Here is a 26058-nt window from a genome sequence, read left to right on the forward strand (position 1 = left end):
CCGTTTCGTCCACTTCGGCGTGAAGTCGAATATTTCCTATTATTGTTGGAAATGCCGTGCCTACAAACATCGCACGTTTGAGGGGGCGGACGCGGATGCGGCAGACCACGCTATCGGTGGCACTCGAAGTGAAGCCCGAGAGCTTCGACCATCTGTCGGGCCTGCTCGACGCGCTGCGCGACCGGCGCAGCCAGGATCCGTCGGGGGGCAAGGGGCCTTTCGCCGATTTCCTGACGACGGTGCCGGCGGTGCATTTCCTGTCGCTCAGCGTGTTCCCGGGCTTCGACTATGACCCGCTCTTCGTGATCGAGGCCAATTTCGACGGCGCGCCCGGGCCCTTCTGGGCGCAGCTGGAAGCCGCGATCGGGCCCGATCTGCGGAGCTTCCTGTGCTGCTGCAAATGCCCGCTCGATCATACGGGCCCGCTGTTCGACGCCGTGACCGCGCCGGGCAGCCGGGCGCCGATCGCCCCCTATCTGGAGGCGCGGACGCTTGCCCCCACCGTGTTCCACCACGGCAATCGCGGGATGACGCGCGACCGCATCCTGGACGAGGGCAAGCTGTTCCTCGCCACCCGCGCCGAGCTGGCGCACAGCAACGATGGCGGGCCGAGCCCCTATCGCAAGCTCACGCCGGTGGAGATCCACGCCCGGCTGCGCGCGGCGCTGCTCCCGCAATTCGGCTGGCTGGCCCAGAAGGCGCCGGCGCGCATCCCGCTGGCGCAGGGCATCGGCGACTATGCCCGGCTCGCCCTGTTCGCGCTGGCGCTGGTGTTTGCGCTGTCGATCCCCGGGCTGGTCCTCAAGAGCCAGCTCGCCTGGCCGCATTATGTGCTGCTCTGCCTGGCGCTGTTCGCGCTGTTCACCGGCATGCTCTACCGGATGGGCAAGGCGCTGCCCGGCACGGCAACGCCGACGCGGTTCAGCTTTCTCGGCTTCTTCCTGAAGAAGCTGCTGGGGCCGGTGGCGCTCGCGGCGGCGGCCTATGTCGTGGTCGCGGCCTTTCTCGCCGCGCCCTTCTGGTCGGCGATCGCGCACCGGCCCTTCTGGTCGGCGTGGCGGGACATGGCGATCTGGGCCGGATGGAGCGCGGGCAGCGTCGCGGTGGTGGTGGCGGGCCTGCTCGTCTGGCTGCGCTGGCTCGAGCGGCGCGACGCGTCGCAGGACGCGCCGCCGGTGGATCCCCGGATGCTGCGCGAGATGGCGCGGCGCGAGGACTGGATTCCGCAGAACCACATGGGCTCGGTGGTGCTGATCAAGCCGGGCGTGCTGCGGACCGTGATCATCCGCGCGGGGCATCTCGGCCTGCACCTGCTGCTGCGCGTGCTGCCCAGGACGCGCCAGGGCTATCTCGGTTCGATGCGGACGATCCATTTCGCGCACTGGGCGCGGGTGAACAACAACAGCCGGCTGATGTTCTTCTCGAACTTCGACCAGACCTGGGAAAGCTATCTCGACGACTTCATCGAGAAGGCGCATGCCGGCCTCACGCTCGCCTGGAGCTGCGGAGTGGGCTTCCCGCCGACGCGTTTCCTGGTGAAGGACGGCGCCAGCCATGGCCGCCAGTTCAAGGAATGGGCGCGCCATTCGATGGCGGTCAGCCGCTTCTGGTATTCGGCCTACAAGGACCTCACCGCGGAGCAGGTGGAGCGGAACTACCGCATCGCCTGCGGCCTGAGGAAGAAGCAGCTCAGCGAGAAGGAGGCCGCGGCGTGGATCAACGACCTGTGAGCGAGGGCGGCCGCACGCCGAGCTGGCATCTCGCCGCGCCGGACAATGCGCAGACCCAGGGCCTGGTGGTGAGCGGCTTCGCCGCGCTGCCCACCGGCCGCGCGCTGTTCCTCGAGCTCGGCTGGAAGGGCGTGAAGAAGAAGGGCGGCGGCGCCTGGCTGGAAGCGCTGCGCAAGGTGGCGCGGGTGAGCGATGCCGAAAGGCCCGATCCGCGCGCGGCCGCGATGGGCTTCACCTGGTCGGGGCTCCAGAAGATGGGGCTCAACGCCAATGCGCTCGCCTCGTTCGATCGCCCGTTCAAGGAAGGCATGTTCCAGGAGGATCGCCTGCGCCGGCTGGGCGACCGGCGCGGCGATGCCTGGCAGGGCACGGTGATTCCGGGCGGCCCGCGGTGGAGCGGCAACACGCCGCTCGACGGCGCCGCGGTGGACGACGAGGCGCGCGCCTTTGACGACCGGCAGGAGAATCCCGAGCAGCGGGTGAAGACGCCGCTGACGGTCCATGCGCTGCTGCTGCTCTATTGCGAGCATGACGAAGCGGCCGAGGGCTGGTGCGAGCAGGTGAGCGCCGCGCTGGCGCCGTTCGAGGTGCGGGTGGTCCACCATCTGCCGCTCGACCTGCGGCTCGATCCGCAGGGCATCGCCCGCGAGCATTTCGGTTTCGCCGACGGCATCTCGCAGCCGATCCCGTTCGAGGCGGGCACCGTCGTCTACCGGGATGGCGGCGACGTGCCCAAGGATTATTGGAACGGCGTGCCGCTGGGCGAGGTGCTGATGGGCCATCGCAACGGGCACAACGAGATCGCGCAGGGGCCGGTGGTCGCGGACGGGATCGGCGACACCGCCGGGCTGCCGCCGCATCCCAAGGGCGTGGGCTTCCGCGATCTGGGGCGCAACGGCAGCTATATGGTGGTGCGCGAGCTCAAGCAGGACGTCTATGCCTTTTGGGAATCGATGCGCGCCGCCGCCCGGCACATCCGCGAGCGCGATCCCGAGGGGGCGGCGCACGTCACCACCACCTGGCTCGCCGAGCGGGTGGTGGGGCGCGACACGCATGGCAACCTGCTCTGTCCGCTGGGCGGGACGATCCCGGTGGCAGACAATGATTTCGGCTTCTGGGATCGCGATCCCCACGGCATGGGCTGCCCGCTGGGCAGCCATGTCCGCCGCGCCAATCCCCGCGACGGCCTGGCGCCGACCGAGGCGGACAAGCAGACCCTGCTCGATGCGGCGAACAACCACCGCATCCTGCGCCGGGGCCGCAAATATGGCAGGACGATCAGCGTGCCGCCGACGCCCGACGATGTCGATCGCGGGCTGCTGTTCATCTGCCTCAACACCGACATCACCCGCCAGTTCGAGTTCGTCCAGCAGACCTGGGTGCTCAACCCGAACTTCGCGACGCTCTATGACGAGACCGATCCGCTGATCGGCCCCAAGGGCACGATGACGATTCCCGAGGATCCGCTGCGGCGGATCATCGACGTCGAGACTTTCGTGCAGATGGCGGGCGGGGAATATTTCTTCCTGCCGAGCATGCCGGCGCTCGACTATCTGGGGGCGCTGTGAACGCGCTGGCTTCGCGCGAGGTGCTGCGCCCCGGCAAGAAGGGGATCGCGCGCTGGATCGAGGGGCGGGTGTTCGCGCTGATGCCCTACGCCTTCGCCTTCCTGCGGCGCTGGAAGCCGGTGGCGAAGTTCGGCGGCATGGTGCTGACGTCGCGCTATGACGATGTGAAGGAAGTGTTCGGCACCGATCCGGTGTTCGGCGCGCCTTACAAGCCCAAGCTCGACGTGATCATGGGCGGCGAGCCCTTCTTCCTCGGCATGGCCGACACGCCGCTCTATCACCGCGACACCGATGCGATGCGCACCGTGGTGCGCCCCGGCGACCTGCCCGGGCTGGCGCAGAAGGCGGAGGCGATGGCCGAGGCGATCGTGGCGGCGGCGCCGGGGCGGATCGAAGTGGTGGACACGCTGGTCCGGCGGGTGACCTTCAGTGTGCTGGGCGATTATTTCGGCGTGCCCGATCCGGCGGGGGGCGATTTGCGGGTATGGGGAACCCGGCTGTTCGAGTTCCAGTTCGCCGATCCCAAGGGCGATCCGGCGCTGCGCGCGGAGGTCGACCAGATTGCCCCGGCGCTGCGCGCGCACATCGACCGGGAGATCGCCAGGCGGAAGGCGGCGCCGGGCAAGGACGATGTGCTGTCGCGCTGCCTGGCCCAGCAGAAGCGGGGCGTGCCGGGCTTTTCCGATGTGGAGATCCGCACCAACCTGATGGGCTTCATCGTGGGCGGGCCGCCCCAGCCGCCGATGGTCGTGCCGCAGGCGATGGAGCAGCTGCTGCGCCGGCCGAAGGCACTGGCCGGGGCGCAGGCGGCAGCACGCTCAGGGGACGACGACTTGCTCTGGGGCTATGTCCAGGAGGCGATGCGCTTCGATCCGCTCGCGCCGGGGCTGCCGCGCATCGTGCTGGCCGATGGCGTGATCGCGCGCGGCACTGCGCATGCGGCCGTGGTGAAGGCGGGCGACACGGTGCTCGCCGCCTTCGCCTCGGCGATGATGGATCCGCGCCGGCTGGCCGATCCCGCCCGTTTCGATCCGCATCGCCCGGCGAGCGACTACATTCACTTCGGCTATGATCTGCACCAGTGCTTCGGCCGCCACATCAATCGCGCGACGCTGCACCTCATGCTCAAGCCGTTGTTGAAGCGTCCGAATCTGCGGAGGGCGCCGGGCAAAGCGGGGCGCCTCGCCAAGAATGGACCGTTCGCCGAGGCGCTGACCCTGGTGTTCGACTGAGCGTCAGCGCCGCGGCGACGGGCCGCCGCGATAGTCGCGCTGGCGCTCGAGCATCCAGCCGGGATATTCCGCCGGCAGCTTGCTCACCGCATCGAGCCGGGCGAGTTCCTCGGCGGTGAAGGTGACGTCCACCGCGGCGAGATTGTCGGCCAGTTGCTCGGGCCGCTTGGCGCCGACGATCACGCTCGAGACCGCAGGTTGATGCAGCAGCCAGGCCAGCGCCAGCTGGGCGACCGAGCGGCCCTTGGCCACGGCCAGCTCGCGCAGCACGTCGATGACGTCATAGCCGCGGGCCTTGTCCACCGGCGGGAAGTCGAAGCCGGCGCGGCGGCCTTCGCCGTCGCCCTCGCGCGTGTACTTGCCGGAAAGGAAGCCGCCGGCGAGCGGGCTCCACACCATCAGGCCCACGCCTTCGGATCCGAGCATCGGGATCACTTCGCGTTCCAGGTCGCGCCCGGCGATCGTGTAATAGGCCTGGAGCGAGGCGATCGGGGCATAGTCCCGGGCCGCCGCGATGCCGACCGCCTTCATCACTTGCCACGCCGCCCAGTTGGAGAGGCCGATGTACCGCACCGTTCCGCGCCGCACCAGGCTGTCGAGCGCGTAGAGCGTCTCCTCGATCGGCGTCGCCGCGTCGAAGCCGTGGATCTGGTAGAGGTCGATATGGCCGGTACCGAGCCGTTCGAGGCTCTTCTCGACCTGGGCCAGGATGTGGCCGCGCGAAGCGCCGGCGCCGTTGGGGCCCTCGTGCATGCGGCCGACCACCTTGGTGGCGACCACCAGTTCGTCGCGTGCGACGCCCAGGTTCCTGAGCGCCTGGCCCAGGATCCGTTCCGAGCGGCCCTCGGCATAGATGTTCGCGGTGTCGAAGAAATTGATGCCGGCATCCAACGCCGCCTTGACCAGCCCGTCGGCCTCTTCCTGACGAAGCTGGCCGATCCGGCCCCAGATGCCTTCATCGCCGCCGAAGGTCATGGTGCCGAGGCAGAGTTCCGAGACGATCAGGCCCGAGCGGCCGAGCTGGTTGTAGCGCATGGAATACCCCTGGGAGCGAAAGGGAGAGGGCCCGCAGATGTGGTCCGGGCGGCGGCTCCGCAATGGCCCGGTGCGGCTAAAATCGACCTGAGTCGGGCGCTGGCAACGGTGTCACTATACTCATACAATATGGTGCGATGCGGCAATTCTCCCGTCGCGATCCGATAAGTGATTGTTCCTGCGTCAAACTAACGCGATACAAATGTATGAGTTGACAGCATGACAGGCGCGGCATAGCCAAATGTGACCGCTAACATCGCGATCCGCGCGATTGGCTCAATGGCCCGGGAAGAGGCCTTCACAGGAGGGGAATATGCACGCTCGAGTTGCGCCTCGTTTCACTGCGCGCCGTCTGGGAGTGATCGGCGCCGCGCTGCTCGCCGGCACGGCCTGGCCCGCGCTCGCCCAGACCCAGTCCGGCGACACGCCCGCCGCCGCCCAGGACCAGAGCGTCCCGGAAGCGGAGCAGTCGATCGTCGTCACCGGATATCGTGCGTCGCTGCAGAGCTCGACCAATGCGAAGAAGAACTCGGTGGGTTTCACCGACTCGATCTTCGCCGAGGACATCGGCAAATTCCCCGACACCAACATCGCCGAGAGCTTCAACCGCATTCCGGGCGTGACCATCGCGCGCGAAGTGACGGGCGAGGGCCTCAACGTCACGATCCGTGGCCTTGGCACCAACTTCACGCGCGTGCTGCTGAACGGCGCGCCGGTGGCCGTCGCTTCGACGGGCCGCACCGACTCGCAGAACACCAATCGCGAAGTAGATCTCGACATGTTCCCGACCGAGCTGTTCACGTCGCTGACGGTGAACAAGAGCGGCATCGCCGACCAGGTCGAAGGCGGCGCCGCCGGCACGGTCAACATGCGCAGCGCGCGGCCGTTCGATCGGTCGGGCACGCGCGTCACTTATGGCGCACAGCTGACCAAGAACACCAATTCGAAGGATTGGGGCTATCGCGGCTCGCTGCTCGGCAGCACCACGATGGGCGATTTCGGCATTCTGCTCGGCGTTGCCGGCGTGCACAACAAGGTGCGCACCACCGGCTTCGAGACGATCGGCTGGACCAACCCGAACCTGTCCGCCGCCCAGTGCGGCGCGACCAGCGGCTGCAATCCCACCGGCGGCGGCAACTGGACGATTCCGGGGACGGTGCCCGCCAATTCGGGAGCGGGCCTGGTCACCGGCACCACGATCGACCAGGCGTTCCTGCTCGCGCGCAATCCGGGGGCGTCGATCTCGCAGATCGACAACGGCATCATCCCGCGCCTGGGCCGCCCGATGTTCGAGGAAGGCACCAAGGACCGGATCAACGCGATCGCCAGCCTGGAATATAAGGGCGACCGGTTCCACGCCTATGTCGACGGCATGTTCGGCTGGAAGGACAACCAGCTCGAGCGCGTCGACATGAACTGGGTGGGCCGCAACGGCGCGGCGATCCCGATCAACACCCAATATGACCGTTCGGACTGTACCCAGGGCTGCGTGGTCACCAAGGGCACCTATGCCAATGCGCAGTGGTTCCTCGAATATCGCCCCTTCATCGAGAAGACCAAGTTCTGGGGCGTCAACCCCGGCTTCGACTGGGAGATCGCCGACAAACTGAAGCTCGACGTCGCGGCGAACTACACCTGGTCCAGCTTCCACCGCGAATCGCCGAGCGTCGTGGTGCTCACCGCGCCCAATGCGGGCGTGGTGGTGAATTATGACAATAGCGGCGGCGACGTGCCGTCGATCACGACGAACATCGACCTGAACAATCCCGCCAACTTCGCCTGGCCGGGCGGGCGCGTGAACATCCAGGACGAGAAGCGCCAGACCGAGACCAAGGGCGTTCGCGGCAATCTGACCTGGGGCGACAATGCGTTCAACCTCAAGGTCGGCGCCGCCTATGACGACACGTCGCGGCGCATCAACGCCTATGACAACAGCCAGGCCTGGCAGAATGCGGTGTGCGGCAATCGCCCGAGCGTGTTCCTGCCCTCGCCCAACACCCAGCCGCCGTGCAACGGCCTGGTCCAGCCCGGCGCGGCGCCGGCGGGCTATCCCAGCTATCCGGCCTATGGCACCGGCTATTCCTCCGGCGCGAGCGGCGGGGTGACCTATGGCGGCTCGCTGATCTCGAATGCGCAGCTCGCCGGGCTGCTGCGCCCGACATCGGCGGGCTTCGTCACCGTGGACTGGAACGCGTTCAAGGCGGCGTCCAACTATGACGCCTTCCACAATGCCGCGCCCGAGGCGGGCTCGTCGAACACGGGCGCCAGCGGCGGCTATGTCCGCGAGAAGGTGATCGGCGCCTATGCCGAAGTGAATGGCGACCTGCAGCTGGGCGACAATCACCTCAACTACAATGCCGGCGTCCGCTACGTGCATACCGATCAGACGATCGGCGGCCGCGTCTCGATCTCGGATCCGCGCAATTCGCAGGACCCGGACGGCCCCGGTCCGCTGCCGGCCGCGTGCCCCGGCACGGGCAATCCGCGCGACGGCAGCTGCTATCCGAACATCACGAACTTCGTCTACACGGATACGCGCTACACGAACTGGCTGCCCTCGGTGAGCGGTGCCTTCCACATCGGCGACGCCGCCGTGGTCCGCGCCGCGGCATCGCGGACGATGACCCGGCCCAACCCGAACACGATGTTGCCGGGCCTCAACTTCTCCAGCCCCTCGGCCGATGTCGGCTCGGTCGGCAATCCGTCGCTCCAGCCCTATCTCTCGACCAATATCGACCTGGGCTTCGAATATTATACCGGCAAGGAAGGCTATGTCGGCTTCACGGCCTTCCGCAAGGCAGTGACCGGCTTCACCACCACCGGCACGGTAACGGTGCCCTTCTCGGCACTGGGCGCGTACGGCGTCACCTTCGACACGCTGACCCCCACCCAGCAGGCCGCGATCAATTCGCGCGGCGGCCCGACCGGCGCCACCGTGGTGCTCAACCAGCAAGTGAACGCGACCGGCACGCTCAAGGTCAACGGCCTCGAAGTGAACTGGGTGCAGCCGCTCGACTTCCTGCTGGGCAGGATCGGGCTGAACGGCTTCGGGTTCAACGCCAACCTGACGCTGATCGACCAGACCGGCTCGGGCGCCGCCCCGGCGGTCGCGGTGGGCGTGTCGCCGGTGACCTACAACATCACCGGCTATTACGAGCAGGGCGGCATCAACATCCGCCTGTCGACCACCTTCCAGCGCGGTTCGGTCTCGTCCGATGCGAACCAGAACGGCATCGCGCTCGCCCGGCTCTATTCGAACGACTATCAGCAGTTCGACATGTCGGCGAGCGTCGACTTCGCCAAGGTGCTCGACCTGAAATGGGCGCCGGAGCTGACGCTCGACGTGATCAACCTCACCAAGTCGAAGCAGCGCAGCTACTTCCAGTTCAACAATGCCGCCTTCACGCTCTACGATCCGGGCCGCCAGGTCATGATCGGGCTGCGGGGCCGGTTCTAGGGCTTCACTGCAAAGGGGGAGTGGCGGCCTGCCTTGCACCGGCCGCCACTGCCGGGCCAATCCCCCAAGGGAGTCGGGTCGCCTGCGGGCGGCCCCTTTTTTGTCGCGCCGAACCGCGTTAACGGGCCCCATGACTGAGGCGAAACTGATCGCGGGCATCGAGCTTGGCGGCACAAAATGCGTGGCGCTGCTGGCGACCGGGCCGGACGATGTGCGCGACCGGGTGACCGTGCCCACCACCGATCCGCGGGCGACGCTGGCGGCGATCGAGGGGGTGCTCGATCGCTGGACCTGCGACGCGATCGGCGTGGCGAGCTTCGGGCCGCTGGGGCTCGATCCGGCGCGTGGCGACTATGGCACGATCACCGCGACGACCAAGCCCGGATGGAGCGGCACCGACCTGATCGGCCGCTTGAAGGCGCGCTACGGCAAGCCGATCGGCTTCCAGACCGATGTGGAAGGCGCCGCGCTCGCCGAGGGCCGCTGGGGCGCCGCCCAGGGCATGGCCGCGCACGCCTATATCACCATCGGCACCGGCGTGGGCGTGGGCCTGGTGACGGGCGGCAGGCCGGTGATGGGCTGGGCGCATGGCGAGGCGGGGCATATGCGCCTGCCGCGCGCGCCGGGCGATACCTATCCGGGCTGGTGCCGCTTCCATGGCGATTGCCTGGAAGGGCTGATCGCCGGACCGGCACTCGCCGAGCGTTTCGGCATGCCGGGCGACCAGCTGCCCGACGAGGCTCCGGCATGGGATCTGTTCGTGCACGACCTGGCCGGCATGCTCCACAATCTCGTCGTCACCGCCGCGCCCGAGCGCATCGCGATCGGCGGCGGGGTGACGGCCGCGCGGCCCTATCTGTTCCCGAAGCTGCGTGCGCGGCTGGTCGAGAGCCTGGGTGGCTATGGCGCGCTGGCCGAATGGGCGGAGGATATCGAGACGCGGCTGGGCACGCCGGGGCTGGGCACGATGGCGGGGCCGCTGGGCGCGATCGCGGTGGGGCTGGGGGCGAGCGCCTGAGTCCCATCCCGCCGACGATCACCATTCGGGCAGATACCCCGCGGCGAAATCGATGCCGTGATAATAGGCGTCTTCGAAGTTTGCGCCTTCCATCTTCGCACCGATGAAAGTCGTACTGCACAGCGCCGAGCCGGCGAAATCGGCATCGCGCAAATCCGCGTTGGCGAAGATGCAGGTCTTGACGTTGGCATGAACCTGAGCGCCACGCAGATCGGCACCGGTGAAGTCGCAGGTGACGAAGCAATCTTCGATCACGATGCCGCGCAGATCCGCGTCGACCAACGGGGTTTCGTCCGCATCCGAAACCTCCAGATTCCTGAATTCGCGAACACCACGCGCGTAGCGTACGAGCAGTTCGGCCGAAGTGATGCTGTCCTCCGCATGCATGGGAAGGGAACTAGCCCATCCTCGCACTCAGATCACGTCCATCTCGGAATTGTAATGGTGCCAGGCCAGCACCGCCGCGGCGCCGCGATGGGGGCGCCAGGCTTCGGCGATTTCCCGCGTCAGCTTCTCGCTCGGCCGCTCGGCATGGCCCATGATCCGGCCGACCTCGATCTGCACGGCCAGGTCGCCGGCAGGCCAGATGTCGGGGCGCCCCTCGGCGAAAAGCAGGTAGATCTCGGCGGACCAGCGGCCGATGCCCTTGATCCGGATCAGCTGGGCGATCGCTTCCTCGTCATCCTCCGGCAGGCGGGCGAAATCGAGCCGGCCGCTCGTCACCTCCTCGGCCAGGCTGCGTGCATAGGCCGTTTTCTGCCGCGACAGGCCGGCGGCGCGCAGATCCTCGTCGCTGGCACGGGCGATATTGCCGGGATCGGCAAGCGCGCCCAGCTGCGCAGCCATCTTGTTCCAGATGGATTGCGCCGCGGCGACGCTCACCTGCTGGCCGATGATCGTGCGCAGCAACGTCTCGTAGCCGCGGTCGCGGATGCGGGGCGGGGGATAGCCCACGCGCCCGATCGCGGCGGCGATCAGCGGCTCGCGCTTTGCCAGTGCATCGAGCGACGCCTTGAGCTGGTCAGCGGTCAGGCCCATGCGCGCCTGCCTTGCGAAGCGCCGTTTTCGGCGGCATGGACGGGGCCGGAACAGGAGAATCTCATGCCCAAGCTTATCGTCGTGACCAGGAGTGGTGAAGAGCGCGAGGTCATGGGGGAAGCGGGCCTGAGCGTGATGGAAGTGATCCGCGAGAACGGCTTCGACGAGCTGCTCGCTTTGTGCGGCGGTTGCTGCTCCTGCGCGACCTGCCACGTCCATGTCGATCCGGAATTTGCGGCCAAACTGCCGAAGATGAGCATGGACGAGGACGATCTGCTCGACAGCGCCGGCGACCGCGACGCGACGTCGCGGCTGTCGTGCCAGATCCCGTTCGGACCCGAGCTCGACGGGCTGCGCGTGCGGATCGCCGAGGAGGACTGAGGCTTCCCCCTCTCCGCAGGGGAGAGGGAGATATTTACCGCACCGTCACCGCATAGAGCGCGATCGCCGCCGCGTTCGACACGTTCAGGCTCTCGACCTTGTCCGAGATCGGCAGCTTCGCGAGCTCGTCGCAATGCGCCTCGGTGTTCTGGCGCATGCCTTCGCCCTCGGCGCCGAGCACCAGCGCGATCTTCTGCTGGCCGCCCATCACCTGCGCCAGCGTGCCCTTGGCGTGCCCGGTCAGCCCGATCCGCCAATAGCCCGCCTCGGCGATCTCTTCGAGTGCGCGGGCAAGGTTCACCACCCGGCACCAGGGCACCACTTCCAGCGTGCCCGCCGCCGAGCGGGCGAGCGTACCCGTTTCGGACGGGGCATGCCGGTCCTGCGTGACGATGCCGAGCGCATCGAATGCCGCCGCCGAGCGCAGGATCGCGCCGACATTGTGCGGATCGGTCACCTGGTCGAGCACGAGCAGCGGGCGGTTGTCGTCCGCGCCCTGGGCGAGCAGGTCGCCCAGCCACATCTCCTCGAGCGGATCGACTTCGGCGACCAGCCCCTGATGCGGCGCGTCGCCGGGCACCAGCCGGCCGAGATCGGCGGCATTGGCGAAGGTGATCGGGATCGTCGAGGGAATGTCGAGCCCGGCCAGCGCCTCGTGCGTACCCCAGATCTTGCGCACGGTGCGCTCGGGATTGTCGAGCGCCGCCAGCACCGCGTGCCGCCCGTAGAAACGCGGGCGGTTCGACGATGCCTGGCTCGGCCGGTGTCCACGCTTGGCCATCACTTCGCTCCCGGTGCCGGGTAGAATTCGCTCAATGTCTTGGGCTGGGTCGCCAGCGGCACGCGCGGCAGCGGATCGGGTGTGTTGGCCGCGTTGATCAGGAAGGCGGCGAGGATGATCGCGCCCTGGCGCATGTCCTCGGGCTTCAGGTGATCGAAGGTGTCGACATCGGTGTGGTGCACCGTCGAGGCATAGTCGAGCGGATCCTGGATGAACTGGAAGGCCGGGATGCCCACCACGTCGAAGAACACGTGATCCGTGCTGTCGGTGAGGGCGGTCGCCACCTTGGTGGCCCCGAACGAGCTGAACGGCGCCAGCCAGTCGCGGAAGATCGGCACCACCGCGGTGTTGCCCTGGGTATAGATGCCGCGGATCTTGCCCGAGCCGTTGTCGAGGTTGAAATAGGCGGCGAGCCTGGCATGGTCCGGGCCCGGCTTGATCGGGTAGGACTTGCCCCAGGCCGCATAGCGGGCGGGGCCGGTCAGCGTCGGGTCGATCGTGCGGGTGGCGATGTGGTTCTCGATATAGGCCATCGAGCCGAGCAGGCCCTGCTCCTCGCCCGACCACAGCACGAAGCGGATCGCGCGCTTCGTCTTGATATTCAAAGCCTTGATGATGCGCGCGGCTTCCATCACCATCGATACGCCCGCGGCATTGTCCGCCGCGCCGTCGCCCATCGCCCAGCTGTCCATATGCGCGCCGGCCATCACATAGCCTGCCTTGGCATCGGTGCCGGGAATGTCGGCCATGATGTTGTAGGCCTTGGTGTCGCTGTCGTCATAAGTGACGTCGCTGCTCAGCTCGAGGCTGGGCGTCGCGCCCATCTTGGCCAGGCGGGCAAGGCGGCGATAATCCTCGGCGGCGATCTCGAAGCCGGGAAGCGGCGGCGTGGCGCCGACCCTGAACTGGCTGTTCTGGCCATGGATCAGCTTGCCGTTGCGCGACGACATCGTCGCATAGGCAATCGCGCCTTCGGCCTTCAGGAAGGCGTCGCGCTTGGCGAGGAAGATCTGGCGCGCGGGGCCGCGCTGCGGGCGCGTGGCGGCGGAAGGGCCGCCCGGCAGCTCGAACGTGTCGGCCTTGTCGAGATCGGCGTCGCCATAGCGGCGGAAGTCCGGGCTGGTCGCGTCGGTGATGTCCGCAGGCTCGGTGATCAGCACGATCTTGCCCTTGAGCTTGCCCTTGTACTGGTCGAACGCGGCTTCGTCGGCCATCGGGGCGAGCGCCACCTGGCCGGTGATCGGGCCGTTGGTGCCGGGCGTCCAGGCGAGCGGCGCGGCGATCAGGGTGAGCGGGCGCGGGGCGACCATCTTCACGCTGGCGTTCCTGGCGGACCAGCCGCGGCCGAACTCGAAGCCTTCCTTGTGGACGTTGACCAGGCCCCATTCGCGGAACTTGGCCTGGGTCCACTCCTCGGCCTGGCGCATGCCGGGCGAATTGGTGAGGCGCGCGCCGATCACATCGGTGAGATATTGGGCGATGCGCATCACTTCGCCGTGGCGGGTGCCCTGGTCCACGATCTGGTCGACCGGCGCGCTGGGGCCGTCCGGGCCCTTGGCGATGGCGAGCGGCACCGTGGCGGTGGCCGCGAGCAGCGTGGCGATGGCGAAGGAAAGTCGGCGCATGGGTGCCCCCCAATGAAGTCTCTGCATGGAAGCGGCGGACGCTATGCCGCACAAAGGTTGCGCGCAAGGCGTTGACAGGGGCGCAGGGCTTCGGCAATGGGCCCCCTCTCGCCGAACGGCGCCATGGACAGGTGGCCGAGTGGTTAAAGGCAGCAGACTGTAAATCTGCCCGTGCAAGCGTACGCTGGTTCGAATCCAGCCCTGTCCACCACCGCCCCCCGGCGAGGCTCAGCCCCGGGGTTCTCCGCAGAACAGGGAAAGGGCCCGGGAGACCGGGCTCCCAGGGCAGTCAGGCTTGCACCTTCTCCGTTTCGGCGACCTGCGCATCCTCCGCAAATCCGCGCTGGTCGGCACCGGCCCCGCCTTGCTCGAGCGTGATCCCCTCCGCATCCTCTTCGGCGATGCCGTGGATATGCGTCTCGTGGACGTGTCGTATCATCGTCGCCAGCTGGCGGAACGAACCCATTTCTGCGACCCCTCGCTTGGCTCTGATTGCAGGGGTCATAACTTAACTTTGGGTTCGAGGTTGCGGGAAATAAATCCTTAACGCGGCGCGAATCACCTTTCCTGGTCGAGCACCGCGGCAACGAGCTGGCGGAAGGCGTCGGCGCGGTGGCTCATCGCATGCTTGGCCGAAGGCTCCATCTCGCCGAAGCTCTGCGCATGGCCGGCGGGCACGAACATCGGATCATAGCCGAAGCCCTGGCCGCCGCGCGGCGGCCAGACGAGCGTGCCGTCGACCCGGCCCTCGAACCATTCGACATGCCCATCGGGCCAGGCGAGGGCGAGGGCGCAGACGAAATGCGCGTCACGGCTGGTCTCGGGCGGCAACGCCGCTAGCCGATCTTCCACCCGCCGCATCGCGAAGCCGAAGTCCTTGCTCTCCCCCGCCCAGCGCGCGGAGAAGATGCCGGGCTCGTTGTTCAGCGCCTCGACGCACAGCCCCGAATCGTCGGCGAGCGCGGGCAGGCCGGAAAGGTCCGCCGCCTGCAGCGCCTTCAACTCGGCATTGGCGACGAAGGTGGTGCCCGTCTCCTCGGGCTCGGGCAGGTCCAGCTCGGCCGCGGAGACCGGTTCGACCCCATAGGGGCCGAGCAACTCGCGAATCTCGCGCACCTTGCCGGCATTGTGGCTGGCGATCACCAGCCTGCCCGGCTTCAGCTTGCGGATCGCCTGGGGGCCGATGTCCTTGGGAACTTCGCTCTCGCTGGTCATCCGATTGCCTTCAGCTGTGCGTCGAAGATCCGGTTGCAGCCGATCCGCGCGAGGCGGAGCAGGCGAAGCAGCCCTTCCTCGTCATAGGTCGCGCCTTCGGCAGTCGCCTGCGCCTCGGCGATGTTGCCGTTGGAGAGCAGGACGAAATTGGCGTCGGCGTCGGCGGCGCTGTCCTCGTCATAATCGAGGTCGAGCACCGGAATGCCCTTGTAGATGCCGCAGGAGACCGCCGCGACCTGCGCGGTGATCGGGTCTTCCTTGATCAGCCCTGCCGCCATCAGCTTGTTCACTGCGATGCGCAGCGCGACGAAGGCGCCCGAGATCGCCGCGGTGCGGGTGCCGCCGTCCGCCTGGATCACGTCGCAGTCGAGCGTGATCTGGCGCTCGCCGAGCAGCTTGAGATCGGTCACGGCGCGAAGGCTGCGGCCGATCAGGCGCTGGATCTCCTGCGTGCGGCCGGACTGCTTGCCCTTGGCCGCCTCGCGCTGGCCGCGCGTATGGGTGGCGCGGGGGAGCATGCCATATTCGGCGGTGACCCAGCCCTCGCCCTTGCCCTTCAGCCAGGGCGGCAGCCGTTCCTCGACGCTGGCGGTGACGAGCACGCGGGTGTCGCCGAAGCTGATCAGCACCGAACCCTCGGCATGGCGCGTGAAATGGGGCTCGATCGTGATCGTACGCATCTCGTCGGGGGCGCGGCCGGAAGGGCGCATCTGCTTCAGTCTCCTGCAAGGTTCGCAGCGGCACGTAGACGTAACGGTGGGAACGCGCCAGTCTTGGCGGGTGATCCGTGGAGGAACAGGGGAATGCGCAGGCTCTTGATCATGGGATTCGGCACGCTGGCACTGGCGGGCTGCGTCGAGCCGAGCGGCGGGCCGGGCAGGCCGGTGCCGATCGAAGGCGATTCGATCCGCTACGAGACCGGCGCCTGTTTCGGCCGCTGCCCGATCTACGCCGTCACCGTGCGCCCCGATGGCACCGGCATGTTCGAGGGCAAGCGGTTCACGGCAGTGACCGGCGAGAGGGCGTTCAAGCTCAGCCCCGCGCAATATGACGCCTTTGCCGCCAAGCTGGCGCCGTACCGGCCGGCGAGCGGCCAGGTCCGCTACGCGCCGGGCGAGAAGAATTGCGAGCCGGCGGCAACCGACATGCCCAGCGTCGACGTCACCTGGACCCGTGCGATCGGCGACAGCCAGGGGCTCTATTTCTATTATGGCTGCCTCGCGGAGAAGAACCGGGCGCTCGGCCAGGCGCTGGGCGATGCCGTGGAGGCATTGCCGATCCAGGCGCTGATCGGCGAGCGGCCTTGAAGCCGAGGGGCGGCTGCCCCTAGATCAAAGGCATGATCACCCCGCCGATCCGCGAACTGACCGACCGCGCCCGCGACGTGTTCCGCATGGTGGTCGAGTCCTATCTCGACACCGGCGCGCCGGTGGGATCGCGGACGATCGCCCAGATCTCCGGGCTCAACCTCTCGCCCGCCTCGATCCGCAACGTGATGCAGGACCTGGAGGAGCTGGGGCTGCTGGCCGCGCCGCACACCAGCGCCGGCCGCATGCCGACCGAGACGGGCCTGCGCCTGTTCGTCGACGGCATGATGCAGGCGAGTGAGCCTTCGATCGAGGAGCGCGCGGCGATCGAGCGCAACGCCGCCGAGCATGGCCCGGTGGAGGAGGCGCTGGCCAACACCACCGCCGCACTCTCCGGCCTGTCGGCATGTGCGGGGCTGGTACTGGTGCCCAAGGCCGAGCCGGTGCTCCGCCAGTTCGGGTTCGTGCCGCTCAGCCGCGACCGCGCGCTGGCGGTGCTGGTGGGCGAGGACGGCTCGGTCGAGAACCGGGTGGTCGAGCTGCCCGGTATGGACCCGGCGGCACTGCAGCGCGCGGCAAACTACCTCACCGGCACCTTTGGTGGGCTCACGCTCAGCCAGGCGCGGGCCAGGGTGGAGCGCGAGCTCGGCCAGCAGCGCGCGGCGCTCGACAGTGCCGCCGCCGCGCTGGTGGCCCGCGGGCTGGCGGTGTGGAGCGAGGATGGCGGCCGCCGGCCGGTGCTGATCGTGCGCGGCCAGGCACGGCTGATCGATACCGCCGCGACGGAGGATCTCGACAAGGTCAGCCGGCTGCTCGACGAGCTCGAAGGGCAGGAGGAGATCGCCCGGCTGCTCGATTCGGCCCGGGAAGGCGAAGCGACGCGCATCTTCATCGGATCGGAGAACAAGCTGTTCGCCTTGTCGGGCTCGTCGGTGATCGCCAAGCCGGTGCGTGCGCTGGACGGGCGCGTGGTCGGCGTGGTGGGCGTGATCGGGCCGACGCGGTTGAACTATGCGCGAGTCGTCCCCATGGTGGATTTCACGGCGGCCACATTGGCCCGATTGCTGACCTGAACAGGGAAATATGACGGAAGAATCGAAGGTGACGGATACGGACGACACGACGCTGCGCGCGGAAACCGCGGAGGCTGCGCCCGAAGCGGCCGAGCAGGATCGCGTGGCGGAACTCGAGGCGCAGCTCGCCGAGGCGAAGTCGGCGGTGATGTATGCCCAGGCCGAGACGCAGAATGTCCGCCGCCGCGCCGAGAAGGAGGCGCAGGACGCCAAGACCTATGCCGCGACCGGTTTCGCGCGCGACGTGCTGTCGGTGGCCGACAATCTTTCGCGCGCGCTCGCCGCGATCCCGGCCGAGCTGAAGGACGACGAGAAGTTCAAGGGCCTGGTGACCGGCCTGGAGGCGACCGGCCGCGAGCTCGATTCGGTCTTTGCGCGCCACGGCATCTCGAAGATCGTCGCGCTGGGCGAGGCGCTCGATCCCAATCGCCACCAGGCGATGATGGAAGTGCCGAGCGCCGATGCCGAGCCGGGTACGATCGTGCAGGAGATCCAGTCGGGCTACATGATCCGCGACCGGCTGCTCCGCCCGGCGCTGGTGGGCGTGGCGAAGAAGGCGGACTGAGCGGGGATGCATCCGTAACGGTAGCGATTGTGGGGACGCGTCCTTTACCCTGCGCCGGCGCGACTCTATTTTCCCCGCATGTCCAACGAAGATGCGCGCGCCCGCGCCCTGCGCCTGGCCGCCGAGGCCATCGAGATCTGCGATGAAGCGGGGCTCGACATTGCCGCGACCTATCTCCAGCACGGGCATGATCTGATTGCCCAGACGCCGGGGCGAGTCCGGCAGGATCGCTGGATCTGGGGTTCAGATGAGCCCCAGATTCCGCATGCTGACGATTCCGCTGCCGGCAACGACTAGGTGATCGTGGACGACGACGCCCAGCGTCCTGCCCGCGTCGATCAATTGCCGGGTGATGTCGATATCGGCCTTGCTGGGCGTCGCGTCGCCTGACGGATGATTGTGGACGACGATGATCGCGCCGGCCCCCACCTGAAGGGCGCGGCGCAGGATGTCCCGCACATAGAGCGGCGCTTCGTCGAGACAGCCTTCGCTGACGATCTCGTCGCGGAGCAGGCGGTTGGCCGAGCTGAGAAAGAGTATGCGGACCTGCTCGGTGCGCTTGTACGTCAGGTCCGCGCGCAGATAGGCGACGAGGTCGGCATAGTTGCCGACGATCTCGCGGTCCCGGATGGGTTCGCGCAGCAGGAACAGGTGGATCTCGCGCGTGACCGCGAGCAGCGCGGCGGCACGATCGTCGCCGTCCAGCTCCTCGCCGAGCAGCGTCTCGTCCGCGTTCAGCACCGCGGCGAGCGAGCCGTGCGCCGCGATCAGGGTTCGCGCAAGATCGCCGGATCGCTCGCCAAGGAACGGCGCGATGAGGCGTTCCACGAGGCGTCCTGCCCCCGTTTCTTCAGGCGTCTGCGATGGTTGCGCGTCGCCACGATCAGGATCGCCGTGACGAGATAGCTCCACAGGCTGCTGGTGAGCCAGTAGAGGAACGGATAGATGTGCGGATCGAGGGTCTTCAGGAAATGCCCCGCGACCTGAACGATCAGCAACGCGGCCATGGGAATCGGCCATAATCGGTTAGCCCGCACGACGAGGATCAGAATCGCGGCCAGCATCGTCGCGTCGACGATCAGCAGGCCCGTTTCCAGATTGAGCCAGCGCGCATGCGCGCCGGACACGGCGAAGAACGACCCGAGCGTGCCTCCCAGCACGACTGCCGCTCCGATCCTCTCGGGCGCGCCGCGACGCCAGAACGCATAGCCGACGCTCGCAAGGAGCAGGATCAGAAAGACTGCGACGTGCCACATGGGACGGACGGCTGCCCGTCCCATGGGGCGCGGTCAAGCCGTTAGGCGGCGGCGCGCAGGCGCGGCGCCTGCTCGGTGGCACCGGTCGGGAAGCGCGGGCACGGCCAGAGGTCGCCGAACGACTCCGGCGATGCGCCGAGCCGCTGGGCGAGCGCGCCGAGTTCCTGATGGGCCATCACCACGGCCCGGCGGCTGTCGAAGGCGGCGATCATCGCGGTGCGGAGATGGTCGAGCGTGGATTGGGTGGCATGGGGCGGAAGCTGGATCGCCTCGGCCTGCGTCGTGGTCGCGCTCACCAGGTCCGCCAGATTGCGCAATGCGGCGTCCGAGGCCTGCTCGCCGGCGATGGTGGCCCTGGCCACGATGGTGATGGCGTCGAGATGCGGGAGATTGGACATGCGTTTTCCTTTCCCCGCGCGGCAGGGCCGGCGCAGGTTGTTGCGACATTGGGTTTTGGCGAGGGCTAGCGGAGGAAGAGGCGGCCTATGGCGACGACGCCGTAGAGCAGCATGCTCAATCCGCCGAGCAGCATCGGCACGCCGATGGCGACCAGCAGCGTGAGGATGAACCGCTGTGCGGTACCGAGATCATGTGGCCGTACCCCCTTCAACAGCTGGCGCAGGCTGACATGTCCAACCCCCGGATCCATGTCGAACGCGCTCCGCGTCGCCTGGACCCGCTGGACGGGCATGTCGTTCCTGTCCGCCGCCGACGGAAATGCAGTCGCCGGGGCCGGATAGACAAGCGCCGCCGGGTCACGTGTGATTCGGTCATATCCCGGCTCGAGCCCGGCGAAGATGCGTGCCGCCTCGCGCCGCGAGGAAGCTCCGAGCACCTGGCGTGCACGGTCGAGCCGCTGGTCGATGGCCGATTTCGAGATGCCGAGCAGGCGGGCGATCTCCTTCGAGGAAAGATTCTGCTGGACGAGGCGCAACACCTCGACCTGCTCGGCGGTGAGCCCGGCCGGCAACTCGTTCATGCGGCGATCGCGATGGCCGCGACCGCGCGCCGGGATTCCGGCCCGAAGGCCCGGAGTCTTTCATCCGGCGGCAAGAGATCGCCCCATCCCCGAAGCATCGCGACTATCCAATCCCTGTTGCTCAGACATATCCGTCATCGCACCCGGACGGGGTGCCCATCAACTGCTTAAGCATCCGGAAGGGACCGGGAGCGGATTCGGCGCCTGCGCGGCCCCTGCGAACATGACGGCTTTTTCATTTGAAATCCGGGGGCGCCGCCGCCATCTCGACCGTGGACGCACAGTCGTGCGCCCGCAACCGCCACAACTCCGAGAATGGGGTCATGTCCAGCAACGATCATAGTCGATCGACCGTGCCGCCCAGGGCCGCCGCGCTGAGCTGATCCGCTCACCTCGCGTACCGGCCGCCTGAGAAATCGGGAAGGGCGGCCGGTCGGCAGTGAGGTGTAACATGAACGCAGCCATCCGTTTCCTGTCGGATCTCCGCCGCCTGGGCATCGGGCGCGATCCGAACGCGCTGTTCGACGCGCGGCTGACCTTTGGCGAGAAGCTGGCCGATCGCGTCGCCGCGGTGGGCGGCTCCTGGAGCTTCATCATCGGCTTCGGCCTGTTCCTCGGCGCCTGGGCGCTGCTGAACACGATTCTGCTCGGCGCGCATGCCTTCGATCCGTTCCCCTTCATCTTCCTCAACCTGATGCTGTCGATGCTCGCGGCGCTGCAGGCCCCGATCATCATGATGAGCCAGAATCGCCAGGCGGCGAAGGACCGGCTGGAGGCGCGGCTCGACTATGAGACCAATCTGCGCACGGAGGTGCAGATCGACAGCCTGCACGCGAAGATCGATGCGCTGACCGCGGAGATAGCCAGGCTTTCGCGCGTCGAATAAAAACTACGCTATTGCTAATCATTCGCAACAAACGCTAAGGCGATTCGCGTGCCCGGATTCCCCCCGGGGCATGGGGATCGCCTTTGTACCAGTTCCTGGATCGCTCCGTCGCCGAGGTCGTGCCGATCGACCGATTGCTGCTCTGCTCGATGCGGCAATGGGTGGCGAGCGTGCGTGCCGGCCGCTGCCCGTGCTCGGCGCTGGGACCCGTATTGCAGGGACAGGGGCTTGCGAACATGCTCCCCGATCTCAACATGGCGATGCTGCTGCTCGAGCGCGAGTCATTGTCCCAACTTCGCTTCAAACCGCCTTTCGCGGCGGAAATAGGCGACGACGAGGCCTTGCTCCTTTCGCTGCATGCGCTAGCACGCGCCGGCGCGCAGCCGCGCGTCGATGCCATCATCGAGCAGATCGTGAAGCCCGAAGCGCGCCTTCCGCTATCTGTAGCGGTGGCGCGGATTGCCGTCGCAATCGGGCGTTGAAGTGAAATTAGAGAGACCTGACCCCGTGAACATGCATGCCCGCCCGCCGATCGTCCTTCCCGAGCACGCCGCGTTTCAGACGTGCGCCGTCCGCTGGGTGAAGCACTGGAACGAGCATCTGTTCAGCTTCGCGATCGAGCGCCCGGCGAGCTTCCGCTTCCGCGCGGGCGAGTTCGTGATGATCGGGCTCGAAGTGGACGGCAAGGCGCTGATGCGCGCCTATTCGATCGCCAGCCCGACCTGGTCGGACGAGATCGAGTTCCTGTCGATCAAGGTCGAGGACGGCCCGCTCACGTCGCGCCTGCAGCTCGTCCGCCCGGGCGATCAGGTGTATCTCGGCAAGAAGCCGACCGGCACGCTCGTCGCCGACGCGCTGCTGCCCGGCAAGCGGCTTTTCATGCTCGCCACCGGCACCGGCCTGGCGCCGTTCCTGAGCCTGGCGCGCGATCCCGACATCTATGACCGGTTCAGCCAGGTGGTGATCGTCCATTCCACGCGCCGGGTGAGCGACCTTGCCTATCATGACGAACTGACCGCGCAGCTGGCGGGGGATCCGCTGGTGGCGGACCAGGCGCTGCTCCAGTTCCATTATATACCCACCGTGACTCGCGAGCCGTTCCGCACCAGCGGACGCATCGGCCAGCTCATCGAGAATGGCTGGCTGTTCAAGGCACCGGTCCAGGGGCATCCCGAGCTCAACCCCGAGACCGACCGCATCATGCTTTGCGGCTCGAACGCGATGATCAAGGATTTCGCGCACATGCTCGAGGGCCATGGCTTCACCGAGGGCTCGAACGCGAACCCCGGCAGCTTCGTGCTGGAGCGCGCCTTCGTCGGCTGATTCTGCAATTCTTCCCCCGGCTTGCCTGGGGGAGGAACTGAGTGGATGACGCGCGCGCCGCGAGCCTCTATCTCCGCGGCATGTCCAGCCGCTTCGACAATGTCCCCAATCGCCGCGCGCTGATCGACCGGCGCGGCGTTGCCGAGCGGCTGCATGCGCTGCAGGCCAAGGACGGGGCGAAGCTGCGCGCGGCCGGGACGAAGGAACTCAAGGCGGCGCTCGATGCCGGACGGGCCGAGATCGCCGCCCGCCTCGCCGAGCATCCTTCCCGCGGGCACGAGATCGCGGCGGCGGGCGCCTTTCTGATCGACCAGCTCCTGCGCCTGCTCTGGGACTTCACCACGGAGCGGCTGCACCCCAACCCCAATCCCAGCGCCGCCGAGCGCATGGTGCTGATCGCGGTGGGCGGCTATGGCCGCGGCGAGATGGCGCCGCATTCGGACATCGACATCGGCTTCCTCGCGCCCTGGAAGGTCACCGGCTGGTGCGAGCAGGTGATCGAATCGATGCTCTATTCGCTGTGGGACATGCAGCTGAAGGTCGGCCATTCGTCGCGCTCGCTCGACGAGATGGTGCGCCAGTCCAAGGCCGATGTGACGGTGCGCACCGCCCTGCTCGAGGCGCGCTATGTCTGGGGCGACACCGCGCTCTACGACGAGGCCGCGGCGCGCTTCAAGGCGGAGGTCCAGGCCGATACCGCGCGCACCTTCATCGCCGAGAAGCTTGCCGAGCGCGAGGCGCGGCACAAGCGGATGGGCGACAGCCGCTATGTCGTCGAACCCAATGTCAAGGAAGGCAAGGGCGGGCTGCGCGACCTGCACACGCTCTTCTGGATCGGGAAATACGCCTATAACGTCCGCGAGCCCGCGGAGCTGGTCGAGAAGGGGCTGCTCACCAAGCTGGAGTTCCGCCAGTTCCGCCGGGCCGAGAACTTCCTCTGGGCGGTGCGCTGCCATCTCCATCTGATCACCGGACGCGCCGAGGACCGGCTGACCTTCGACGTCCAGCGCGAGATCGCCGAGCGGATGCGCTATGCGGACCGGCCCGGCATGTCGAAGGTGGAGCGGTTCATGCGCTTCTACTTCCTCCAGGCGAAGGTGGTGGGCGACCTGACCGGCGTGTTCCTGGCCCATCTGGACGAGAAGTTCGCGGCCCGCGGCAGCCGCTTCGGCTTCCCGACCTTGTGGCGCCGCCCCCGCAAGCTCAAGGGCTTCACGCTCGATCGCGGCCGCCTTGCCCTGCCGCGCGACGATTTCTTCCGCGAAGATCCGGTGCGGCTGATCGAGCTGTTCCAGCTGGCCGACCTGCACAATCTCGAAGTCCACCCGCTGGCGATGCGCGCCGCCGCGCGCGATGCCAAGCTGGTCGACGAAGTGCGCGACGATCCCCGCGCCAATGCGCTGTTCCTCGACGTGCTGACGTCGCCGCGCAATCCGGAGACAGTGCTGCGCTGGATGAACGAGGCGGGCGTGTTCGGCCGCTTCGTGCCCGATTTCGGCCGGGTCGTCGCGCAGATGCAGTTCGACATGTACCATCATTATACGGTGGACGAGCATTCGATCCGGGCGATCGGGCTGCTCAACCAGATCGAGAAGGGCGAGCTCAAGGACGACCACCCGCTCGGCACCAGCATCTTCAAGCAGATCGCCCAGCGCCGCGCGCTCTATGTCGCGGTGCTGCTGCACGACATCGCCAAGGGGCGTGGCGGCGACCACTCGATCCTGGGCGCCGACGTGGCCGGGCGGCTATGCCCGCGGCTCGGGATGAGCCCGGCCGAGACCGAGACAGTGGCCTGGCTGGTGCGCTGGCACCTGATCATGTCCGCCACCGCCTTCAAGCGCGACCTGAGCGATTTCAAGACGATCCTCGATTTTGCCGGCCAGGTGCAGAGTCCCGAACGGCTGCGCATGCTGCTGCTGCTCACCATCGTCGACATCCGTGCAGTGGGGCCGGGCGTGTGGAACGGCTGGAAACGCCAGCTGCTCGCCGACCTGTACGACGCCACCGAGGAAGTGCTCCGCCTCGGCCACAAGCAGCGCGGACGGACCGAGCGGATCGCCGCCAAGCAGGAGGAGCTCGCCCAGCTGCTCCGCTGGGACGAGGCGCGGATGGCCGCGTTCAGGAAGCGGATGACCGAGAGCTACTGGATCGCCGAGCCGGCCGACGTGCTCGAGCGCAATGCCCGCCAGATCGACGCGGCGGGCGATGCGCAGCTCTCGGTCGAGGCACAGGTCTATCCCGAGCGCGGCGCGACGTTGGTGACGGTCTATGCCGCCGACCATCCCGGCCTGTTCTATCGCATCGCCGGGGCGATCCATGTCGCCGGCGGCAACATCATCGATGCGCGCATCCACACCACCCGCGACGGCATGGCGCTCGACAATTTCCTGATCCAGGACCCGCTGGGGCGCCCCTTTGACGAGGAGGCGCGGCTCAACCGGATCAAGGCGACGATCGCCGATGCGCTGGCCAACCGCGCCAAGCTCCAGGACCGGCTCAAGGCCAAGCCGCTCGTCCGCCCCCGCGCGGAAGCCTTTGCGATCGAGCCGAACGTGCTGATCGACAACAATGCCTCGAACCGCTTCACCGTGGTCGAGATCAATGCGCGCGACCGGCCGGCCCTGCTCTTCCACCTCGCCTATGCGCTGTTCCAGTCGAAGGTGACGATCCATTCCGCGCATGTCGCCACCTATGGCGAGCGCGCGGTCGATACCTTCTATCTGACCGATCTGATCGGCGATAAGATCGAGAGCGGCGGCCGGTTGAAGACGATCGAGCGCCGCCTGCTCGAGGCCGCGACGGGCGATGGAACGGTGGCCGAGGCCGCCTGACAGAAGGAGATCGAGAATGCCGGTGATCGGACTGGGGGGCTTCTTCTTCCGGGCGCAGGATCCCGAGGGGCTCAAGGCCTGGTACGGCGAGGTGCTCGGCGTGGGCGGCGGCTTCGGGACCGACGAGAGCGGCCAGACCAGCCCGTGGTTCTGGCATCCGGAACCCGGCCCGGTGGTGTTCGAGCCGTTCAAGGCGACGACGGACTATTTCGCGTCGGACAAGAGCTGCATGCTCACCTTCCGCGTGCGCGACCTGGACAGCCTGCTCGAGCAGCTCAATGCGCGCGGCGTGGAGATCACCACGAAAGACGAGTGGGACACGCCGGAGACCGGCCGCTTCGCCCGCATCCACGATCCCGAGGGCAATCCGATCGAGCTGTGGGAACCGCCCGCGGCCTGAGCTTCGGCGCGGTCGGTGATTCCCCGGCAAGCGCCCACCGTCACCCAGGCGAAGGCCGGGGTCTCGTGCGGCTCCTGTCCTGCGCTACGGCATGAGATCCCGGCTTTGGCGGAGATGACGATTTGGGCGGGATGACGGAGTGGAGCGAGGCGCGGGGCCTGGGCGGGAAGCGCGTCTGTCCCGGTCTGCCATTGGGCAGCCGGGGGATGACGGAAGGAAGGACCGGCGCGTTCTCTTCCCAGGCGCTCGGCGCTCGACGACGATGGTTGGTTGGCATTGGTGGCGTGTCGCGTCGAGACTTGATGCTGCGGCGTGCCTCCCCTGTATTGCGGCCGTGGAAAGGGTCAGGGGTAGTTTT

Annotated in this window: 27 protein-coding genes and 1 tRNA gene; 16 read left to right on the plus strand and 12 right to left on the minus strand. The window is 67.6% G+C overall.

Translation table 11 applies throughout. The features are described 5' to 3' along the window. Positions 1-95: 95 nt before the first annotated feature. From CAP40_RS20590 to CAP40_RS18130, 3 genes are read left to right on the plus strand one after another with little or no spacing between them, the layout of a single operon-like run. Positions 96-1730 carry a hypothetical protein gene (locus tag CAP40_RS20590; RefSeq protein ID WP_179188355.1) on the plus strand — a complete coding sequence of 545 codons (1635 nt, stop codon included), beginning with the start codon at positions 96-98 and terminating at the stop codon, positions 1728-1730. Next, a complete protein-coding gene (locus CAP40_RS18125; RefSeq protein ID WP_144034427.1) occupies positions 1712-3298 on the plus strand; it encodes a hypothetical protein in 1587 nt (528 codons plus the stop codon). The genes CAP40_RS20590 and CAP40_RS18125 overlap by 19 nt, the downstream gene beginning before the upstream one ends. Next, positions 3295-4530, plus strand: coding sequence for a cytochrome P450 (locus CAP40_RS18130; protein WP_086130956.1), 1236 nt, complete (start codon positions 3295-3297; stop codon positions 4528-4530). Before CAP40_RS18125 ends, CAP40_RS18130 begins: the two co-directional genes overlap by 4 nt. Before the next feature lie 3 nt (positions 4531-4533). Here the strand turns inward: CAP40_RS18130 and CAP40_RS18135 are convergent, their stop codons facing one another. Further along, entirely contained in the window at positions 4534-5565 is a 1032-nt protein-coding gene (locus CAP40_RS18135; RefSeq protein WP_086130957.1) for an aldo/keto reductase, read from the minus strand. A 313-nt stretch (positions 5566-5878) separates the two neighbouring features. Here CAP40_RS18135 and CAP40_RS18140 point away from each other — a divergent pair, with 313 nt between their 5' ends. Continuing rightward, the gene (locus tag CAP40_RS18140) at positions 5879-9022 is read left to right on the plus strand and encodes a TonB-dependent receptor (RefSeq protein ID WP_086130958.1); all 3144 of its coding nucleotides are present in this window, start codon (positions 5879-5881) and stop codon (positions 9020-9022) included. 130 nt (positions 9023-9152) lie between these two features. Beyond that, positions 9153-10040, plus strand: a complete 888-nt coding sequence (locus CAP40_RS18145) for an ROK family protein (RefSeq protein ID WP_086130959.1) — start codon at positions 9153-9155, stop codon at positions 10038-10040. Positions 10041-10058: 18 nt separating this feature from the next. Here the strand turns inward: CAP40_RS18145 and CAP40_RS18150 are convergent, their stop codons facing one another. Both CAP40_RS18150 and CAP40_RS18155 read right to left on the minus strand, forming a co-directional pair. Further along, positions 10059-10427, minus strand: a complete 369-nt coding sequence (locus CAP40_RS18150; protein WP_086130960.1) for a pentapeptide repeat-containing protein — start codon at positions 10425-10427, stop codon at positions 10059-10061. A gap of 27 nt (positions 10428-10454) precedes the next feature. After that, positions 10455-11078 (minus strand): DNA-3-methyladenine glycosylase, encoded by a 624-nt coding sequence (locus tag CAP40_RS18155; protein WP_086130961.1) that lies wholly within the window; start codon positions 11076-11078, stop codon positions 10455-10457. Positions 11079-11141: 63 nt separating this feature from the next. Here CAP40_RS18155 and CAP40_RS18160 point away from each other — a divergent pair, with 63 nt between their 5' ends. After that, complete coding sequence (locus CAP40_RS18160; protein WP_086130962.1) at positions 11142-11459, plus strand: 2Fe-2S iron-sulfur cluster-binding protein; 318 nt, start codon at positions 11142-11144, stop codon at positions 11457-11459. Between the two features lie 34 nt (positions 11460-11493). On the opposite strand, the gene rlmB is transcribed toward CAP40_RS18160, so the two are convergent. Next, positions 11494-12240, minus strand: coding sequence for a 23S rRNA (guanosine(2251)-2'-O)-methyltransferase RlmB (gene rlmB / locus CAP40_RS18165; RefSeq protein ID WP_086130963.1), 747 nt, complete (start codon positions 12238-12240; stop codon positions 11494-11496). Next, the gene (locus tag CAP40_RS18170) at positions 12240-13865 is read right to left on the minus strand and encodes a M20/M25/M40 family metallo-hydrolase (RefSeq protein WP_086130964.1); all 1626 of its coding nucleotides are present in this window, start codon (positions 13863-13865) and stop codon (positions 12240-12242) included. The genes rlmB and CAP40_RS18170 overlap by 1 nt, the downstream gene beginning before the upstream one ends. A 125-nt stretch (positions 13866-13990) precedes the next feature. Here CAP40_RS18170 and CAP40_RS18175 point away from each other — a divergent pair. Next, positions 13991-14076: transfer RNA gene (locus tag CAP40_RS18175), tRNA-Tyr, on the plus strand. A 78-nt stretch (positions 14077-14154) separates the two neighbouring features. Here CAP40_RS18175 and CAP40_RS20595 read toward each other — a convergent pair. From CAP40_RS20595 to rph, 3 genes are all read right to left on the minus strand, one after another. Beyond that, a complete protein-coding gene (locus CAP40_RS20595; RefSeq protein WP_179188356.1) occupies positions 14155-14331 on the minus strand; it encodes a hypothetical protein in 177 nt (58 codons plus the stop codon). A gap of 92 nt (positions 14332-14423) precedes the next feature. After that, entirely contained in the window at positions 14424-15080 is a 657-nt protein-coding gene (gene rdgB, locus CAP40_RS18185; protein ID WP_086130966.1) for an RdgB/HAM1 family non-canonical purine NTP pyrophosphatase, read from the minus strand. Continuing rightward, on the minus strand, positions 15077-15790 hold the full coding sequence (rph, locus tag CAP40_RS18190; protein WP_086130967.1) for a ribonuclease PH: 714 nt from the start codon (positions 15788-15790) through the stop codon (positions 15077-15079). Before rph ends, rdgB begins: the two co-directional genes overlap by 4 nt. A 93-nt stretch (positions 15791-15883) precedes the next feature. Here rph and CAP40_RS18195 point away from each other — a divergent pair, with 93 nt between their 5' ends. The 4 genes from CAP40_RS18195 to CAP40_RS18210 all read left to right on the plus strand — a co-directional run bounded on the left by CAP40_RS18195 (position 15884) and on the right by CAP40_RS18210 (position 18322). Further along, positions 15884-16387 carry a DUF6438 domain-containing protein gene (locus tag CAP40_RS18195; protein ID WP_086130968.1) on the plus strand — a complete coding sequence of 168 codons (504 nt, stop codon included), beginning with the start codon at positions 15884-15886 and terminating at the stop codon, positions 16385-16387. A 32-nt stretch (positions 16388-16419) separates the two neighbouring features. Beyond that, a complete protein-coding gene (gene hrcA, locus CAP40_RS18200) occupies positions 16420-17460 on the plus strand; it encodes a heat-inducible transcriptional repressor HrcA (RefSeq protein ID WP_086130969.1) in 1041 nt (346 codons plus the stop codon). A gap of 10 nt (positions 17461-17470) precedes the next feature. Then, the gene (gene grpE / locus CAP40_RS18205) at positions 17471-18025 is read left to right on the plus strand and encodes a nucleotide exchange factor GrpE (protein WP_086130970.1); all 555 of its coding nucleotides are present in this window, start codon (positions 17471-17473) and stop codon (positions 18023-18025) included. Positions 18026-18103: 78 nt separating this feature from the next. Continuing rightward, positions 18104-18322, plus strand: a complete 219-nt coding sequence (locus tag CAP40_RS18210) for a hypothetical protein (protein ID WP_086130971.1) — start codon at positions 18104-18106, stop codon at positions 18320-18322. On the opposite strand, the gene CAP40_RS18215 is transcribed toward CAP40_RS18210, so the two are convergent. The 4 genes from CAP40_RS18215 to CAP40_RS18225 all read right to left on the minus strand — a co-directional run bounded on the left by CAP40_RS18215 (position 18269) and on the right by CAP40_RS18225 (position 20260). Then, positions 18269-18853: a RadC family protein gene (locus tag CAP40_RS18215; protein WP_179188357.1), complete on the minus strand. Its 585-nt coding sequence runs from the start codon at positions 18851-18853 to the stop codon at positions 18269-18271. The two genes, CAP40_RS18210 and CAP40_RS18215, sit on opposite strands and share 54 nt — an antisense overlap. Then, entirely contained in the window at positions 18793-19281 is a 489-nt protein-coding gene (locus CAP40_RS20600; protein WP_179188358.1) for a hypothetical protein, read from the minus strand. Before CAP40_RS20600 ends, CAP40_RS18215 begins: the two co-directional genes overlap by 61 nt. 41 nt (positions 19282-19322) lie before the next feature. Then, entirely contained in the window at positions 19323-19679 is a 357-nt protein-coding gene (locus tag CAP40_RS18220; protein WP_086130973.1) for a hypothetical protein, read from the minus strand. A gap of 65 nt (positions 19680-19744) precedes the next feature. Then, positions 19745-20260 carry a helix-turn-helix transcriptional regulator gene (locus CAP40_RS18225; protein WP_086130974.1) on the minus strand — a complete coding sequence of 172 codons (516 nt, stop codon included), beginning with the start codon at positions 20258-20260 and terminating at the stop codon, positions 19745-19747. A 451-nt stretch (positions 20261-20711) separates the two neighbouring features. Between CAP40_RS18225 and CAP40_RS18230 the strand changes: the two genes are divergently transcribed. From CAP40_RS18230 to CAP40_RS18250, 5 genes are all read left to right on the plus strand, one after another. Continuing rightward, entirely contained in the window at positions 20712-21146 is a 435-nt protein-coding gene (locus tag CAP40_RS18230; RefSeq protein WP_086130975.1) for a DUF1003 domain-containing protein, read from the plus strand. Positions 21147-21229: 83 nt separating this feature from the next. Continuing rightward, positions 21230-21628, plus strand: a complete 399-nt coding sequence (locus tag CAP40_RS18235; RefSeq protein WP_086130976.1) for a hypothetical protein — start codon at positions 21230-21232, stop codon at positions 21626-21628. Between the two features lie 31 nt (positions 21629-21659). Continuing rightward, positions 21660-22469, plus strand: coding sequence for a ferredoxin--NADP reductase (locus tag CAP40_RS18240; protein ID WP_086130994.1), 810 nt, complete (start codon positions 21660-21662; stop codon positions 22467-22469). An 80-nt stretch (positions 22470-22549) separates the two neighbouring features. Beyond that, positions 22550-25300: a [protein-PII] uridylyltransferase gene (locus tag CAP40_RS18245; RefSeq protein ID WP_086130995.1), complete on the plus strand. Its 2751-nt coding sequence runs from the start codon at positions 22550-22552 to the stop codon at positions 25298-25300. A 16-nt stretch (positions 25301-25316) separates the two neighbouring features. Further along, entirely contained in the window at positions 25317-25700 is a 384-nt protein-coding gene (locus tag CAP40_RS18250; protein WP_086130977.1) for a VOC family protein, read from the plus strand. Positions 25701-26058: the final 358 nt, after the last annotated feature.

The organism is Sphingomonas sp. IBVSS2, assembly GCF_002127225.1.
Classification (GTDB): Bacteria; Pseudomonadota; Alphaproteobacteria; order Sphingomonadales; family Sphingomonadaceae; genus Sphingomonas.

Coding starts and splice junctions, on each gene's coding strand:
- CAP40_RS20590 (WP_179188355.1), top strand. CDS start 96: ATGCGGCAGACCACGCTATCGGTGGCACTCGAAGTGAAGCCCGAGAGC.
- CAP40_RS18135 (WP_086130957.1), bottom strand. CDS start 5,565: ATGCGCTACAACCAGCTCGGCCGCTCGGGCCTGATCGTCTCGGAACTC.
- CAP40_RS18140 (WP_086130958.1), top strand. CDS start 5,879: ATGCACGCTCGAGTTGCGCCTCGTTTCACTGCGCGCCGTCTGGGAGTG.
- CAP40_RS18145 (WP_086130959.1), top strand. CDS start 9,153: ATGACTGAGGCGAAACTGATCGCGGGCATCGAGCTTGGCGGCACAAAA.
- CAP40_RS18150 (WP_086130960.1), bottom strand. CDS start 10,427: ATGCATGCGGAGGACAGCATCACTTCGGCCGAACTGCTCGTACGCTAC.
- CAP40_RS18155 (WP_086130961.1), bottom strand. CDS start 11,078: ATGGGCCTGACCGCTGACCAGCTCAAGGCGTCGCTCGATGCACTGGCA.
- CAP40_RS18160 (WP_086130962.1), top strand. CDS start 11,142: ATGCCCAAGCTTATCGTCGTGACCAGGAGTGGTGAAGAGCGCGAGGTC.
- rlmB (WP_086130963.1), bottom strand. CDS start 12,240: ATGGCCAAGCGTGGACACCGGCCGAGCCAGGCATCGTCGAACCGCCCG.
- CAP40_RS18170 (WP_086130964.1), bottom strand. CDS start 13,865: ATGCGCCGACTTTCCTTCGCCATCGCCACGCTGCTCGCGGCCACCGCC.
- CAP40_RS20595 (WP_179188356.1), bottom strand. CDS start 14,331: ATGGGTTCGTTCCGCCAGCTGGCGACGATGATACGACACGTCCACGAG.
- rdgB (WP_086130966.1), bottom strand. CDS start 15,080: ATGACCAGCGAGAGCGAAGTTCCCAAGGACATCGGCCCCCAGGCGATC.
- rph (WP_086130967.1), bottom strand. CDS start 15,790: ATGCGCCCTTCCGGCCGCGCCCCCGACGAGATGCGTACGATCACGATC.
- CAP40_RS18195 (WP_086130968.1), top strand. CDS start 15,884: ATGCGCAGGCTCTTGATCATGGGATTCGGCACGCTGGCACTGGCGGGC.
- hrcA (WP_086130969.1), top strand. CDS start 16,420: ATGATCACCCCGCCGATCCGCGAACTGACCGACCGCGCCCGCGACGTG.
- grpE (WP_086130970.1), top strand. CDS start 17,471: ATGACGGAAGAATCGAAGGTGACGGATACGGACGACACGACGCTGCGC.
- CAP40_RS18210 (WP_086130971.1), top strand. CDS start 18,104: ATGTCCAACGAAGATGCGCGCGCCCGCGCCCTGCGCCTGGCCGCCGAG.
- CAP40_RS20600 (WP_179188358.1), bottom strand. CDS start 19,281: ATGTGGCACGTCGCAGTCTTTCTGATCCTGCTCCTTGCGAGCGTCGGC.
- CAP40_RS18220 (WP_086130973.1), bottom strand. CDS start 19,679: ATGTCCAATCTCCCGCATCTCGACGCCATCACCATCGTGGCCAGGGCC.
- CAP40_RS18225 (WP_086130974.1), bottom strand. CDS start 20,260: ATGAACGAGTTGCCGGCCGGGCTCACCGCCGAGCAGGTCGAGGTGTTG.
- CAP40_RS18230 (WP_086130975.1), top strand. CDS start 20,712: ATGAACGCAGCCATCCGTTTCCTGTCGGATCTCCGCCGCCTGGGCATC.
- CAP40_RS18240 (WP_086130994.1), top strand. CDS start 21,660: ATGCATGCCCGCCCGCCGATCGTCCTTCCCGAGCACGCCGCGTTTCAG.
- CAP40_RS18245 (WP_086130995.1), top strand. CDS start 22,550: ATGTCCAGCCGCTTCGACAATGTCCCCAATCGCCGCGCGCTGATCGAC.
- CAP40_RS18250 (WP_086130977.1), top strand. CDS start 25,317: ATGCCGGTGATCGGACTGGGGGGCTTCTTCTTCCGGGCGCAGGATCCC.